The organism is Streptomyces sp. NBC_00539, assembly GCF_036346105.1.
Classification (GTDB): domain Bacteria; phylum Actinomycetota; class Actinomycetes; order Streptomycetales; family Streptomycetaceae; genus Streptomyces.
In genome coordinates, this window is the sequence record NZ_CP107811.1 from 6,949,495 (window position 1) to 6,962,984 (window position 13,490).

Below are 13,490 nucleotides of genomic sequence, written 5' to 3' on the forward strand. Positions count from 1 at the left end.
GAGTTCAGACGGCGGTGAAACGACTGCTCGGTTCGCCGCGGAGCCGACCGCTCGGCAGCCTGCGGCCGAAGGCGAGCAAGAGGAGGTCCTGGGCGGCGCCGTACACGGGGGCACCCGATCCGTAGGACCAGTCCGGGTCCTGCGCACACAACCGCACACCGGCAACGTCGACGCTGAAGAACCTCAGGCCGCTTGGCCGGATCCCGTCGAGCAGCACACGCACCCGTTCCTCGGGGACACGCCGGCCAAGGCCGAGAGCGACGGTGATGTCCAGGCCGTGCACCACGTCGTGGCCCAGCGCCGCCGCGAACCCGCCGACCGGGGGAGTCCAGTGGTGGTGCGCACCCTCCCGCAGGAACGCGGCGAGTTCGGCGGTGGAATGGGCGGCCGCGTCCCTGCGGGCGACACGGTCGGTCATCCGGTGCAGGTTCCCTCGCGCCCGGACGAGCTCGCCCACGGTCGCGGGCAGCGAGAGCCGGAACCCCATCGACATGTGCGCCGCGACCTCACTGACCCGCCATCCCGCGCAGAGGCTCGGCCTGTCCCATTGATCGTCCCGCACACTCTCGAGCAGGTCGGCCAGCTCCCGGCGTTCACCCGCGATCCACGCCCTGACCTCGGCGTTCCCTTCCCTGCGCGTTGTCGCGGTTTCCATGCGATCAAGCCTGTGGCCGGCCGAACCATACGTCCAATACATGGATCTGCTGCGATCCAGAATCGCTGGTTATGGAGCTTCGCGGGAGCAGCGCGCACTGATCGTGGCCAACACCAACGATGGTCTCGCCTCCGCACGGGCCCGCGGCCGGGTCGGCGGGCGTCGACCGAAGTTCACCGAGGACCAGGCCGCGCTCGCCCAACGGCTCTACGACGAGCGGGAGAAGACCGTCCAGCAGATCGACGACATGTTCGGCGTGCGGACTGCGAAGGGCCTGCCTAAGCTCGGAAGGGGCCTCCCTGCGAACCAGACGGTGCCGAGCGGCCGATGACGCTCGGTCTTAGCGCCGGGTGGTGTGCGTCGTGACTGTTCCGATCAAGGTCTTTCCGGCTACCGAGTCGCACTCGATCTCGCTGCACCAGTTCCACACCGCTGACGGGGGCCGGGCCTGGTACCGGAAGGTCTGCGAGGTCGACGGCAAGGAGCTGCGGTCACGGACGAGGACCTGGACGCACTGCGGCGGCCACGGCCAAGACTCGCGGCCGCCGCCATGTCGGCTCCCAACCTCATGGAAACGAGCGCACCTGAGGCGGGGAAGCCCACCGTGCAGGACATCATCGGCCACCTGCCCGACGACATCGTCGCAAGTGCGGTGGTCAGACGGGACGGCATGGCCACCACCGCTGGCCCGGTCACCGAAGACGCTTACCTCCGCACCGGGAGTGTCACCAAGACGTTCACCGACACCATCGTGCTCCAGCTCGTATCCGAGCACCGGATCGCCCTTGACGCACCAGCGCGACGGTACGTTCCCGGAGTATTGCCCGTGGCGTACGACCGGGTCACCGTGCGCCAGCTCCTCGACCACACGAGCGGCCTGCCCAAGCCCGCCCCGACGCCCGATCCGGTCGACGGCCCCGGATGGCAGTTCCACTCGGTGACCCCGGCCTCTCTGCGCGAGTCGTTCGCAGCGGCCACCGGCACGCCGCCAGAACCCGGCACCGAGCAGCAGTGCAACGGGCTCAACGCACTCGTCCTCGGCCTCATCGTCGAAAAGGTCGCCCACCACTCCTACGCCCATGCACTCGAATGCAGGATCATCCGGCCGCTGGGCCTGCGCCACACCAGCCTGCCCGCCGCTGATGACCTGGCGATTCCCTCTCGCCACGCGACGGTGTTCGTCAAGGGGGAGGACGTAACCCAGCAGAGCACTTACCCGTGGGCCGAGGGCGGCATCATCTCCACTACCGCCGACCTGGACCGCTTCTCTACCGCGCTGTTCCGGGGGCGCCTGCTCCCACCCGCCCAACAAGCCCTGGTGTGCAATGTGCCGAAGGTGAAGAGCGCCTCTGACAACAAGAACTGCTTCGAGGGGGACGCCTGCTACAGCATCGGCGGCCTCATGCGCTACAAGCTCTCGGAGCAAGAGGTCGCGTGGGGCAAGACCGGCTCCCGTCCCGGCTGGAACATCGGGTTCTTCGCCACCCAGGATCTTCGGCACCGCGTGGTGTACTCCCTGAACCCGAAGGGCACCGGCAGTGACCTCCCGCACATCAAGGCGATCGTCCACGCGGTCACGAGGAGGGCGCCGCCCGTGTACCCGAGGTCGGAGCTGTCGGAGAGGAAGTCGCCCATCGAGGTGCCCAGGGTGTTGGACACCAGGATCGCCGGCCAGAAGAGCGCTTCGCCCTTGAAGGTGACGATGTCGCGGATCTGGAACGTCATCCCGCTCAGCCTCCAGGCGACGAAGATCGCCAGGAGGATCGGGATCAGGAGCGCCGCTCCAACTGGGTAGCCCAGACCGAGGCCCTGCGGGCCCCAGCCGAGCTTCTCCGCGCCTTCCCCGAGGTACTTCGCGCTGGCGTCGCGATTCGCGTGCCGTCGACCACGCACTGGTCGGCGTACGACGCCCACGCCACCCGCCCGTGTGCCGACGCCCTGGGCGCGCGGTGCGCGTGCGGCTGGCGCGGTGCCGCCGAGTACCCGCTGGACTGGGCCGCATCGCCATGGCCGCAGCCACCCTGCGCACCGCGCTCCACACCGACCGGTAGGAGCGGGCGGACCCGGGCCGGCATCAGGAACGTTGGAAGAACTCCACTTCCGCCAGGGCGAGATGGCGGCCCTGGTCCAGTCCGGCGGGTGCGTCGAGGGTTAGCCGGATCGACGTGGCGTCGTTGATGCCGGTTGGGAAGGTCTGCGGGCCCGGTTTGTCGCTGAGGGTGAGGCTCTTGTGGTGCTTCGCGCCGTCCCGCGCCGTCACCTCCATCTCGATCTGGAGCGCCCGGCCCTGGCGCGCGTACTCCTCCGGGGAAGGCGAGGCGCCATTGGTGACGATCACGCCGACCAGCCGGAAGGGCTTGGCGAAGGTGTACGTCACCGAAGCGCCGGGGCCGGGGGCGCCCCAGTAGCGGTTGCTGAGCCCGTCGGTGGTGCTGGCCGGCGGGTGCCCGGGCAGCTCGGCGGTCGCCTCGACGCGGGTCGGGGTCACCGCCTTGCTCTTGCCGAGCTTGTCCCGGGTGTCCTCGATCAGCTGTCGGCCGGCCGGCAGCAGCAGGAAGCCGCCGGCGCACAGGGCCAGTACCGCGGCCAGGATCACGAGGAAGCGCACCAGTCGGCCGGAGCCGGCGCGGGTGCGGCGGCGCAGCGGCCAGATCGTCCGCCACCAGGGAAGCGCCGGCGCGACGGTTCTGGGCGTCAGCGGCGTCGCACAGCGGCGGCAGAAGCGCCGGTCGGGCGGGTTGGGCGTACCGCAGGAGGGGCACGGCACCCCGGACACGTCCTCGCCGACCGAGGGCGCGTTGACGACCGGCCGCGGAGCGACGGCCCTGGCCGGGCGCACGGGCACCGGATCGGCGGCCGCCCGCCCCGCGGGCGGCACGGCGGCGGGCCCCGAACCGGCGGGGGGCGCGGGGTCCGCCGGCGGGGTGGTACGCCGCGGCGGCGCGGGGCTGTCGGGCGGCGCGGGGGCGTTCGAGGCGCCGTCGGCCGGCTCCGTGATCGACGCGGAACCGGTAGGCGCCGAACCGGCCGACGTCGAACCGGCCGACGTCGAACCGGCCGGGGCGGAACCGGTCGACGGCGGCGCGGGGTCCGCGGTGGCCGGGGTGGCCCGGCCCGGTTGCGGGGGCGGCGTCTCCCGCGTCGCGGCGGCGTCCGACCAGCCGAGGTAGGAACCGCAGTTGCCGCAGAAGTCGTCCGTCGGTTCGTTCGAGGCACCGCACACGGGGCACGCGCGCATCGCCGTCACCTTCCTTCACCCGCGGGCGGGCCCGGCAGGACCTCGACCCGGCAGACCGTGTGCACCGGACAGAGGGAGCGGACCAGCGCGCGCACCCGGTCCGCGTCCACCTCGTGGACGCCTCCCGCGGCGGGCGGCCACACCCGTACCAGGACCTCCCCGGCCGGCGCGGGCGGGGGCTCCGCACCCGCCGTACGGGACCACACGGCCCCGCCGTCCCCGCTCACCTCGGCGACGACGCCCAGGACCAGCCGCAGCGCCTCGACCAGGCCGCGCCGGGTACCGCGCCGGCGGTGCAGTTCCACCGCCCGGGCCACCGCCTCGCGGCGCAGCTCGACCGGCCACCGGGGGTCGTCCACGCCGCCGACCCAAGCGGCCAGCCAGGACAGGAAGTCGGCCGGGGCCAGCCGGGGGTCGAAGTACGCGGGCAGGTTGTCGAGGGTCGCGAACACCGGGGCCAGGACGGTGTCCAGGCCCGCGGTGAACCGCTGCGCGAAGTCGTCCTCGGCGTACAGCGCGGGCAGTTGCCCGCCGATCGGGTACCGGCTGGGCAGGCCCGGGACAGCGGCCCGGTTCATCGACGCACCTCCGGCTCGCGCGCCGTCACGACCACCTGGTGCTGGTAGGAGAAGACCAGCGCGCCCGATCCGATGTCGATCCGGTCGACCGGGGCGCCACGCCGCCCTGTGATCGGGTCGGCGGCGAACAGCCGGATCTCCTCCACCAGCACGTCCCCGATGGCGCGTTGCAGCACGCCGAAAACCTCGCCGTACTGCACCGGCCGCCCGAACGGCCAGCCGGTGCCGTCCGGCCCGCCGCGCAGCGGGTTGAGGTGGCGGAACAGCGCGGCGAGCGCCGCGTCCCGCACCCGGTCGGCGTCCGCCTCGGGCGCCGAGAGCCGGGCCACCACGGTGACGCCCTGGTAGACGGGCGGCTCCACGATCAGCCGGGTGCCGATTAGACGCCGTTCGTCCAGGGTCGTAGTGACCGCCGTGAGCACCTGGTCGGAGGGGATCAGCTGCTCGAAGCGCAGCCGGTCGCCCTCGTCGGCCACCGCGTCCGGCACCACGAGGACCCGGACCGCGCCCGGGCCTCCTCCGCCGTCCCGGTCGGGCAGGCAGCGGACGCGGCGCACCGAGGGCGCCGCCTGGCGGGCGATGATCTCGTAGTCCTCGGCGGTCACCGCGCGCTCCTGCATGCGCAGCGTCTCCGGCGCCCGCAGCTTGGCGTTGTCGATGCTCTCCCCCGCGACGCCGCCGCGCGCCGCCTCCCGGTTGACGACCCGTGCGACGTACGGAACGGAGCTGCGCAGAACGGAGATCGCCCCACGGGAGACGTTGCCCGCCGGGCCACCGCCGGTGCGGTAGCGGGCCACGCGGACCTGGGAACCCTTGGGCGGTACGGCGCCGCAGGGGCGCAGCGTGCCGTCGGCCTCGCGCAGCACCGGCGGGAACAGGAACTCTCCGTTCGTGGCGTCCACCCGGACGTGCCGGTCCTCGGGCCTCGAGCGGCCGAAGTGCTCCACCACCTCCCAGCGCTGCCATCCCTCCGGGGAGGACACCTCCACCACCGGGGGCTCCCCGTCGAGGAGTACGGGCGGCCGGCCGAGTCGGAACGTCTGGCCGGCCACCCCCTCCGACGCGCCGAGCGGTACGTCGGCCACGCGCTCGGCGTGCTCCACGGCCATGGTGCCGCCGACGGTGAACACCTCGGCCTCGCGCACGGTCGGGGACTCCGAGTAGAACGGCTGGCCGGGTTCGGCCTCGGTGACCCGGCAGCGCAGCCAGCCCGCGCGGATCCCGCTGATCAGCGACGCGGTGTGCCCGGCGGGCACGTACACGATGACCTCGCCGGGCCGGTTCAGGCCGCCGGTGCTGTCGTCGCCGGTCTCGCAGCGCTGCCACCGGCCGCCGTCCCACGCCTCCCACACCAGCGGGGGCTGGCGCGGATCGACGCCGACACCCTCGACACGGCTGTCGAGGCGGACCGCGACCACACAGCGCGGTACCGCCGTCGGCAGGCCGAACAACAGCGCGTCGCCGGGCTCGGGCGCCGCCTGGAAGCACGGGATGTCCAGGCCCTCGGCGAGCGCCCCCGTCCGATCGGTCACGTCACCGGTACGGGGCGCGGTGACCAGGCGCGTCAGCTCGCTCGGCACGATCCGCAGGTCGTCGGTGGTGGCGAAGACCACCGCCTCGGTGTCGGTCTGCGGATCGGTCTCGCCGACCGCGGTCGTCACCTCGGTGCCGGCGGGCAGCGTCACCGTCTCCGGCTGCGGGGCCGACAGCCAGAAGTCGACATCGGCGACGGCGGCCGACGGCGGGTACAGCTGGATGCCCAACAGGTCCAGGAACGCCAGGTAGTTCTTGTCCGGCACCCGGTTCAGCCGGTACAGCAGCTGGTCCACGAGGTACGCGAACGTCTCGATCAGGGTGACGCCCGGGTCGGAGACGTTGTGGTCGGTCCACTCCGGGGCGCGCTGCTGCACGTACCGCTTCGCCTCGTCGACGAGTTGCTGGAACCGCCGGTCGTCCAGGTTGGGGGAGGGCAGGGCCATCAGTCCGCGACCATTTCCTCGGCCCCCTCCTCGGAGGGGATCGTGTAGAAGGGAAAGACCAGGTTGCGCCGGTCATTGGTGGTGCGCACCGTGTAGTGCACATCGATGTAGAGGGTGCCCGCCTCGACGGCGTCGAAGGCCACGACGACCTCGTCCACCGCGATCCGGGGCTCCCACCGTTCCAGCGCCTCGCGCACCTGCTGGGCGACCCGCCCGGCGGTGTCGCCGTCGCCGGGGGCGAAGACGTACTCGTGGATGCCGCAGCCGAACTCGGGCCGCATCGGCCGCTCGCCGGGCGCGGTGCCGAGCACGAGGCGGATGGCCTCCTCCAGCTCCCGTTCCCGCTCGACCATGGCGATCCCGCCGGTCGGCCCGACCCGCAGGGGGAAGGCCCAGCCGCGCCCGATGAACCGCTCGCTCATCACACACCGCCGACTAGGACGGTGGGGGCGCCGGTCAGGACCATCGCACCGCAGGCGGTCTGGTCGCGGGCCCGGGCGGCGGGCAGCCCGCCGATGAGCACCAACCCCGCGGTGGCCGCGGCCGGGTTCGGTACGAGTACGTTGGCCGGCCCCAGGGCCGCGTGCGGCACGACCGGGCAGACGTGCAGGCTGCCCACGACGGCCGCGGGCAGGCCGCCGATCAGCACCGTCGCCACCGTCGCGGCGGCGCCGGGCGGGGGCGTGCCGATCCGGCCACCGTGGTTGGTGGGGTCGCCGGTACGCGCTGCGGCTGGCATCGGGTGCTCCTAGGGGAAAGCGGTAGCGGGAGGAGAACAGGAAGGGGTCAGTTGATGCGGATGAGGCGGGCCTTGAGGACGCCGAGCAGGCCGCCGTTGATGGTGACGTCGGACTTCCCGTTCACCTGCACCGACCGGCCGCCGATGCTGACCCCGGCGGTGCCGTCGATGTCCACCTGCCGGCCGGACACCTTCACGGTGCCCCGCCGGGCGTCCAGCGTGATGCCGTTCTTGTCCAGGAGGACGGAGGTCAGCGGTCGGCCCCGGCCCGCGTACACGGTGAGCTCGATCCGGTCCCGGCGGTCGTCCATGCGTACTTCGAGCCGCTCGTCCCCGGTCACCAGCCGCAGCCCGGAGGGCCCCGGCGCCCGCGCGTCCAGCAGCTCCACCCGGTGGCCCGAACGGGACACCACCGAACGGCGGTTGACCTTGCCGCTGGTCTTGTCGATCAGCGGCACGTCGTGCGGGGAGGGCTGGTCCACGCCGTTGTACAGGCCGCCGATGACGTACGGACTGTCGAGCAGCCCCTGCTCGAAGCCGACCAGCACCTCGTCGTTGACCTCGGGACTCACCACACCGCCGCCGCCCTTGCCGCCCCACTGGACGGTGCGCACCCAGTCGGTGACGTACGTGTCGTCCAGCCAGGGGAACTGCAGCCTTACCGCGCCGCGTTGGGAGCCGTTCGGCTCGCGCACGTCCGTCACCACGCCGATCGCCAGACCGGGGATGCGCGGGCCGCGCCCGGGCGCGTTGGCCCCGGTCACCAGGCCGGCCAGGGAGCGGTCCGGGCTGGCGCTGACCCACACGGTGGTGCGGTAGCCGCCGTGCGGTTCCAGCACGTGCTGCACGGCCGTCGCCGTGTACCGGCCGGAGAACGCCTGCCCCACGTTGCCGAGCGCCACCGGCTTGCCCGCCCGCAGCATGGGATTCCCCTCGGTCACCGCCTCCAGCTCGCCGAACCCGGCGCTGACCTGGCCGGCCGCCGCCTTCGCGACCGCCGTCGTCTCGGCCTGCGTACGGTACGGAGTGTCGGTGACGGCCACCGCCGACGTCCCGAACCGGGCGCCGAGCTGGGGGCTGAGACCCGGTGCCACGGTGTCGCTGACCACGGACGGCTGCTCCGCGACCAGCGGCCGCTTCGTGGTCACGTCCCAGCCGCGCACCTGCACCTTCGAGGCGCCGTCGGCAGCCGACAGGGCGGCGCGCAGGGCGAGGAGGTTGCGTCCGTACTCCAGGACCATCGGGTTGCGCGCGGCCGACGTCGACGGGGCGGGTGCCCCGGAGGCCTTCGTGGGCTTGGTGAACTGGAGCAGGCCCTGGTCGTCGACGCGCACCAGCGCGCCGCTCTCGGCCGCGAGGTACTGCAGGAAGTCCCAGTCGGAGACGTTCGCTTGCGACAGCTGCTTGTACGTCACCGGCGCCGCCTCCACCTTCCCGACGGCCAGCCCGGCGCCCGCGGCCACCTTGCGCACGATCGCGGCGGCCGTCATGTTCCGGTACGCCACGACCTTGCGGCCGCGCTGGAGGCGGTGCGCCTTGGAGTAGGCGCGTACGACGGTGAACGAGCCGGTCCGGTCCCGGTCGATCTCCAGGGCGGTGACCTCGCCGTTGAACAGCCGCTCCCGGGCCTGCCCCTTCACCGTCATCACCGACACCCGCAGCGGGCTGCCGATGGTGATCCCGGTGGCGCGCAGGAACTCGTGGTCGGGGTCGCGGTAGGTGAGCACCGCCGTGTCCGGCAGGCCCACGTTCTCGTCCACCACGCAGCTCACCAGCTGCGCCGCCCAGATCGGCGCGAGTTCGCCGGGCGCTTCCACGATCGGGTCCGCCGCGAACGACCGGCCCCCGGATTCGGCTCCGCTCACCGCTGCTCCTCCTCGCCGTGGGTGTCCTGGAGGCCCGGCACCACGAGTTCGGAGCCGGGGACGAGCGCCATCGGGTCGTCGATGCGGTTGGCCTCCGCGATGGCCCGCCAGGCCGTCGCGTCGCCGTACTCGCGCCAGGCCAGCATCGCCAGGCTGTCGCCCGCCACGACGGTGTGCGTACTGCGGGCGGTGCGCGCGCCCGACGTGGGGTTCTGGCCGGGCGGATCGACGCTCGCCTCCTCGATGGACAGCGAGCAGGTGGCCCGCAGCGGCTTGCCGTCCACGTCGAAGAGCGTGTACGAGACCGAGAGGTTCGACAGCACCCCATCGAAGGACGTCGTGCGCGCGCTGCCCCACTCGAAACGCACCCAGGGGCTCGCCGGCTTCTTCCGGCCGAGGCTGGCCGGTGTCGGCACGCAGGCCTTCATCAGCTTCTCCACCGCCTGCTCCACCGAGTTGTCGTGTTTGGCGGTGGCATCCAGGAACACGTCCAGGCTCAGCGTGCGCGGGCCGCTGCCCACGAACTCGGGCAGGGCCGACTGGCCGGCCATCCGGGAGGGGGTGCGCCGCCACTCGGTGGTCTTGCCCAGCTGGAGGGTGGAGGGGTTGAACTGCAGGTCGAGCTTCGCGATCGTCCCGCCGGGCCTGGCCCCGACCGAGGCCGGGGGCTCTTTGAGGGTGAGCTGGGCCCGGGCGCGGCTGGCGCGTGCCGATGAGGCCATGACCGTGGGGTTCCTTCCGGAGCGGGGGTTGCGGGGGCGGGGCGGTCAGGAGGGGAGCAGGCCCTCGTGGGCGATCTCCAGGGTCTCCACCGCCGCTTCGGAGTGGGCCGGGTCGAAGGACGGGCCCTGCCAGCGCACCGGGACGATCCCGAACACCTGCCAGCTGATGATCCGGCTCAGGTCGGGGCGCAGGGCGACGATCTCCCCGTCCTTGGGCTCGACCCGCCGCAGCGTCTCGTCCAGCCAGCGGCCGATCTTCGCCGTGTCGGCGGTGACGGGCCGGGTGAGGGTGATGTTCGACCAGGTCACGCGGCCGGGCAGTTGGTGGGTGAAGCCGTTGTTGCCGCCTTCGGCGTAGCTCTCCATCTCGACCTCGGCGCCCATGCCGGAGCAGGTGTGGAAGGCGCCGAGGTCGTTGCCGCCGATCGCCAGCCGGAAGAACACGCTGGTCGCGAAGATGTTGTCCGTCATCGTTTCTCGTTCCTGGTTGGTCCGGTGCTCAGCGGCGGCCGTCGAACGGCCTGCCCGCGCGTTCGCGGCCGCGCCGCAGCTCGGTACGGAGCAGGCGGGCGACCGGGTCGAGCAATCGACGGGCCAGATCGTCCAGATCGAGGTCGCCGCCGCCGCTGCCGCTGCCTTGTGGTGGGGGGCCGGCTACCGGGGTCGGTGCGGGCGTGCCGTTGCCCCGGCTGCGGGCGGGCTCGCGCTGCACCGACGGCGGGTCCGCCGGCCGGGCGGCGGGGGGCGCCGCCCCGGGCCGCACCACGGGGACGGGGTGCGCCGCCGGCCCGGCCGGGGCGGGCTGGACCACGAGCGGCGGCGCCTGCGGGGCGGTCACGGGCAGCCGGGTGGCGGGCGCCGCGACCGGCGCGGGCGCCGGGCGGGGCCCGGGCACCGGGCGTATGACGGGGGCGGCGCGCGGGGTGGGCACGGGGGTCGCGGACGTCGGTCCGGGCCGGCCGGCCGCTGCCCGCTGGAGCGGTGGGGCGGTGGGCGAGCCGGGCCAGCGTGCCGCGACGACGGGACGGCTTACCGCCGGGCGGGGTGCGGGGGCGGCCGCGCTCCCCATGTCACCGGTGCTGCCGAGGGTCAGGGGCCGGGCCGCCAGGAGCTGGACGGTGCGGCGGTGGGGCGGAGTTCCGCTCCGCTCGCTGCCGGCGGGGGCGACGACGGGCGGAACGGGCCGGTCGGCGCGCCGGACCCCGGCGGGGGCTCCCGGGTGGCCCGCGAGGTGCGGGGCCGCGGGCCCGGTGCCGGTGCCGGTGGCCTGCGGGGTGGCGGCCCGCTGGACGAGCGGGGGCACGGCCGGGGAGGCCGGGGCGGTGGAGGGTTCGGCGGTACGGCGCTGTACGCCGCTCCCCTCTCCCAGCAGCGACCTGTGGTCAGGTGCGAGCGCGCGCTGTACGTCGGCACGGGAGAGGGGCGGAGCGGCAGCGGGCACCGAGGCGGTCGGCGGCAGCGAGGGCAACGGCGCCCCCAGCCCGCTCCGGACGCGCGGCTTGGCGGCGCCCGGGCCGCCGGGCCCGCGATGCGCCTCGGGCCGGTCCGCGTGGAGCCGCGCCCCCTTGTCGGGTTCGACCTGGCGCTGGACCACGGGCATCGCCGGGGCGGGCGCGGAGCCGGCTGCGCCGGGGGCCGACGGCACTGCGGTGGGCGGCAATTCGGCCAGGGGGGCGCCGAGCGGTGCGCGGCTGCCCGCACGCTGCACGGGCGGCGTGACCACCGGGGGGACGGCGGGACGCACGACGGCCACGCGCCGCGCGGGCGTCGCGGGCCGCCGGGCGACGGTCAGCAACCGGCCGACGGCGCGCGCCCGCACCACGGCGGCTGCCTCCGGGGCGGCCCCGGATCCTGCTCGGCCGCGGGCTCGCGTGGATCGCGAGGTGCCCGCCGAAGCAGGCCGGTCCGATGGAGCTCCGCCCGTACGGCCGACACCGGCACCGGCGTCGGCCGGGACGGCCCCGGAGGCCGCGGCCCGCTGTCCGGGAGGCCCCCCGCCGGTGCGGCCGGGGTTTCGGGTGGGCCCCGGCGTACTCGACGCGGCCCGCTGGGCAGACGTGTCCCCGCCCGTACGGCCGGGACCGGCGCCGGGGTCGGCCGGGACGGAACGGGACCCGGTTCTTGTGGCGGAGGCGGGGCTGGGACCGGCGGACGCGCCTACCGCCGGGGTGCCCCCGGCGGTAGCTCCGGGGACCACCGCGATACGGCGCACCAGCGGGAACCGCGCGGGCGTCGGCGTACGACCGGGCGCGTCCGGGGACCCGGCGGTGCCGTCGCCGGCCCGCTGTACGGCGGCCGGGGGCGTGCCGAGCACCGCTGCGAAGTGCGTGGGCGTGAGGCCACGGGTACCCGCCTTCCCCGCGCCGCCACGGCCGGAGGGCCGCCCGCCGGCAGGCGCACCCGAGCGGTCAGCGCCGGAGGCGGACGGAACGGAACCGGGCACCGAGCCGTCTGCGGACGCGGCCGCGCGGTCGGCGCCGCGCGATGGCGAGGCGGAGTCCGGCACGGTCCGCCGCTGTGCGGGCGTCGGCGTACCAGGGGTCCCGGACCCCGCGCCACCACGGCCGGAGGCCCGCCCGACGACCGGACCGGGCGCGCCGCCACGGGTGCCGATGGCAGAGGCAGGCGGTACGGAAACCGGCCCGGAGAGGACCGGACCCGGCACGGCCCGCTGAGCGGGCGTCGGCGCACCCGGGGTCGCGGATCCCGCGCCGCCACGGGCGACGACCGGACCCGGCGTGGCCCCGGCAGCGCCACCCGAGCGGACACCGCCAGAGGCAGGCGGTACGGAACCCGGCCCGGAAACGTCCCCCGCGCCGCCACGCCCCGAGGCCCGCCCGACGACCGGACCCGGCGTGGTGCCCGCCCGGCCACCCGAGCGGTCGGAGGCGGAGCCCAGCAGCGGCCGCCCCGCACCCGGCGCCCCTGAGGGGGCCCGCTGTGCGGGCGTCGCCGTGCCCGGCGTCCCGGACCCCGCGCCACCACGGGCGACGCCCGGACCCGGCGCGACGCCGGCAGCGCCACCCGGACGGTCCGAGGCCGAGTCCGGCACGGCCCGCCCCGCACCCGGCGCGGCCGGGTGTGCGGGCGTCGCCGTGCCCGGGGTCCCGGATCCCGTGCCGCCACGGGCCGAGGCCCGCGCGATGACGGGATCCGGCGCGCCGCTGCCGCGCACCGGTTCGGCGGAGCCCCGCACGGCTCGGGCCCGGCTCGGCGAGCCCGACGCGGAGGGCTCCGTGGCCGCCGCCCGGCCGCCACGCGTGGTGGCACGGGCAACCGCCGCCGCGTCGGTCCGCCGTACCGGCTCGACCGGCGGCTGCGCCCCCGGCGCGGGTTCCGCTTCGTCCGGGCGGCGCAGCGCGCGCAGCAGCAGCGGGCCGCCGCCGGTGTGGGTGGGGTGGCCGGTGGCGGGGCGGGCCACGCCGCGTACGAGACCGGCCGGGGCGGTCGGCAGCAGGGCGTGGGCGAGGCCGGTGTCGAACGACGGGTCGCGCCAAGCGGCCAGGCCGGCCCGGAAGGCGAGTCCGTCACTGACGCCCATCGGCGCGCGGGACACGGTCAGCTCGGGCGGCGCCGTCCGGCGCCAGCCGCCGTCCCAGTCGCCGGGCACGCCGGGGACCGGCACGCCGACGGCCGGCCCGGCAGCAGCCGTGGCCGACGCCGTACCGGAGGCCGCCACGGCCCGCCGGCGCAGCCTGTCCCGCCATGCCATCT

The 13,490-nt window shown here is 75.0% G+C and carries 12 protein-coding genes and 1 pseudogene; 2 read left to right on the forward strand and 11 right to left on the reverse strand.

Annotated features, from left to right (window positions below; all coding sequences use genetic code 11):
- Nucleotides 1-4: 4 nt before the first annotated feature.
- The gene (locus OG861_RS31735; RefSeq protein WP_329191605.1) at nucleotides 5-655 is read right to left on the reverse strand and encodes a maleylpyruvate isomerase family mycothiol-dependent enzyme; all 651 of its coding nucleotides are present in this window, start codon (nucleotides 653-655) and stop codon (nucleotides 5-7) included.
- Between the two features lie 40 nt (nucleotides 656-695).
- Between OG861_RS31735 and OG861_RS31740 the strand changes: the two genes are divergently transcribed.
- Complete coding sequence (locus OG861_RS31740; protein WP_329191604.1) at nucleotides 696-986, forward strand: hypothetical protein; 291 nt, start codon at nucleotides 696-698, stop codon at nucleotides 984-986.
- 339 nt (nucleotides 987-1,325) lie between these two features.
- Nucleotides 1,326-2,141 (forward strand): annotated as a pseudogene (locus OG861_RS31750) (serine hydrolase domain-containing protein); the annotation flags it as partial.
- On the opposite strand, the gene OG861_RS31755 reads toward OG861_RS31750, so the two are convergent.
- From OG861_RS31755 to OG861_RS31800, 10 genes are all read right to left on the reverse strand, one after another.
- Nucleotides 2,063-2,380, reverse strand: coding sequence for a hypothetical protein (locus tag OG861_RS31755; RefSeq protein WP_329375241.1), 318 nt, complete (start codon nucleotides 2,378-2,380; stop codon nucleotides 2,063-2,065). The pseudogene OG861_RS31750 and the gene OG861_RS31755 sit on opposite strands and share 79 nt — an antisense overlap.
- A gap of 349 nt (nucleotides 2,381-2,729) precedes the next feature.
- Nucleotides 2,730-3,893 carry a zinc ribbon domain-containing protein gene (locus OG861_RS31760; protein ID WP_329191601.1) on the reverse strand — a complete coding sequence of 388 codons (1,164 nt, stop codon included), beginning with the start codon at nucleotides 3,891-3,893 and terminating at the stop codon, nucleotides 2,730-2,732.
- Between the two features lie 5 nt (nucleotides 3,894-3,898).
- On the reverse strand, nucleotides 3,899-4,471 hold the full coding sequence (locus OG861_RS31765; RefSeq protein WP_329191600.1) for a phage tail protein I: 573 nt from the start codon (nucleotides 4,469-4,471) through the stop codon (nucleotides 3,899-3,901).
- Nucleotides 4,468-6,450, reverse strand: a complete 1,983-nt coding sequence (locus OG861_RS31770; protein WP_329191598.1) for a putative baseplate assembly protein — start codon at nucleotides 6,448-6,450, stop codon at nucleotides 4,468-4,470. The genes OG861_RS31765 and OG861_RS31770 overlap by 4 nt, the downstream gene beginning before the upstream one ends.
- Nucleotides 6,450-6,872: a GPW/gp25 family protein gene (locus OG861_RS31775; RefSeq protein ID WP_190184825.1), complete on the reverse strand. Its 423-nt coding sequence runs from the start codon at nucleotides 6,870-6,872 to the stop codon at nucleotides 6,450-6,452. Before OG861_RS31775 ends, OG861_RS31770 begins: the two co-directional genes overlap by 1 nt.
- The gene (locus OG861_RS31780) at nucleotides 6,872-7,189 is read right to left on the reverse strand and encodes a PAAR domain-containing protein (protein ID WP_329191595.1); all 318 of its coding nucleotides are present in this window, start codon (nucleotides 7,187-7,189) and stop codon (nucleotides 6,872-6,874) included. The genes OG861_RS31775 and OG861_RS31780 overlap by 1 nt, the downstream gene beginning before the upstream one ends.
- A 47-nt stretch (nucleotides 7,190-7,236) precedes the next feature.
- The gene (locus OG861_RS31785; protein WP_329191593.1) at nucleotides 7,237-9,054 is read right to left on the reverse strand and encodes a VgrG-related protein; all 1,818 of its coding nucleotides are present in this window, start codon (nucleotides 9,052-9,054) and stop codon (nucleotides 7,237-7,239) included.
- Nucleotides 9,051-9,776: a CIS tube protein gene (locus tag OG861_RS31790; protein WP_190184828.1), complete on the reverse strand. Its 726-nt coding sequence runs from the start codon at nucleotides 9,774-9,776 to the stop codon at nucleotides 9,051-9,053. The genes OG861_RS31785 and OG861_RS31790 overlap by 4 nt, the downstream gene beginning before the upstream one ends.
- Nucleotides 9,777-9,821: 45 nt before the next feature.
- The gene (locus tag OG861_RS31795) at nucleotides 9,822-10,247 is read right to left on the reverse strand and encodes a phage tail protein (protein WP_190184829.1); all 426 of its coding nucleotides are present in this window, start codon (nucleotides 10,245-10,247) and stop codon (nucleotides 9,822-9,824) included.
- A gap of 28 nt (nucleotides 10,248-10,275) precedes the next feature.
- Entirely contained in the window at nucleotides 10,276-13,488 is a 3,213-nt protein-coding gene (locus tag OG861_RS31800; RefSeq protein WP_329191591.1) for a hypothetical protein, read from the reverse strand.
- Nucleotides 13,489-13,490: the final 2 nt, after the last annotated feature.

Bases quoted from the DNA above. Each gene is read 5' to 3' on its own strand.
- OG861_RS31735 (WP_329191605.1), bottom strand. From the start codon at position 655: ATGGAAACCGCGACAACGCGCAGGGAAGGGAACGCCGAGGTCAGGGCG.
- OG861_RS31740 (WP_329191604.1), top strand. From the start codon at position 696: ATGGATCTGCTGCGATCCAGAATCGCTGGTTATGGAGCTTCGCGGGAG.
- OG861_RS31755 (WP_329375241.1), bottom strand. From the start codon at position 2,380: ATGACGTTCCAGATCCGCGACATCGTCACCTTCAAGGGCGAAGCGCTC.
- OG861_RS31760 (WP_329191601.1), bottom strand. From the start codon at position 3,893: ATGCGCGCGTGCCCCGTGTGCGGTGCCTCGAACGAACCGACGGACGAC.
- OG861_RS31765 (WP_329191600.1), bottom strand. From the start codon at position 4,471: ATGAACCGGGCCGCTGTCCCGGGCCTGCCCAGCCGGTACCCGATCGGC.
- OG861_RS31770 (WP_329191598.1), bottom strand. From the start codon at position 6,450: ATGGCCCTGCCCTCCCCCAACCTGGACGACCGGCGGTTCCAGCAACTC.
- OG861_RS31775 (WP_190184825.1), bottom strand. From the start codon at position 6,872: ATGAGCGAGCGGTTCATCGGGCGCGGCTGGGCCTTCCCCCTGCGGGTC.
- OG861_RS31780 (WP_329191595.1), bottom strand. From the start codon at position 7,189: ATGCCAGCCGCAGCGCGTACCGGCGACCCCACCAACCACGGTGGCCGG.
- OG861_RS31790 (WP_190184828.1), bottom strand. From the start codon at position 9,776: ATGGCCTCATCGGCACGCGCCAGCCGCGCCCGGGCCCAGCTCACCCTC.
- OG861_RS31795 (WP_190184829.1), bottom strand. From the start codon at position 10,247: ATGACGGACAACATCTTCGCGACCAGCGTGTTCTTCCGGCTGGCGATC.
- OG861_RS31800 (WP_329191591.1), bottom strand. From the start codon at position 13,488: ATGGCATGGCGGGACAGGCTGCGCCGGCGGGCCGTGGCGGCCTCCGGT.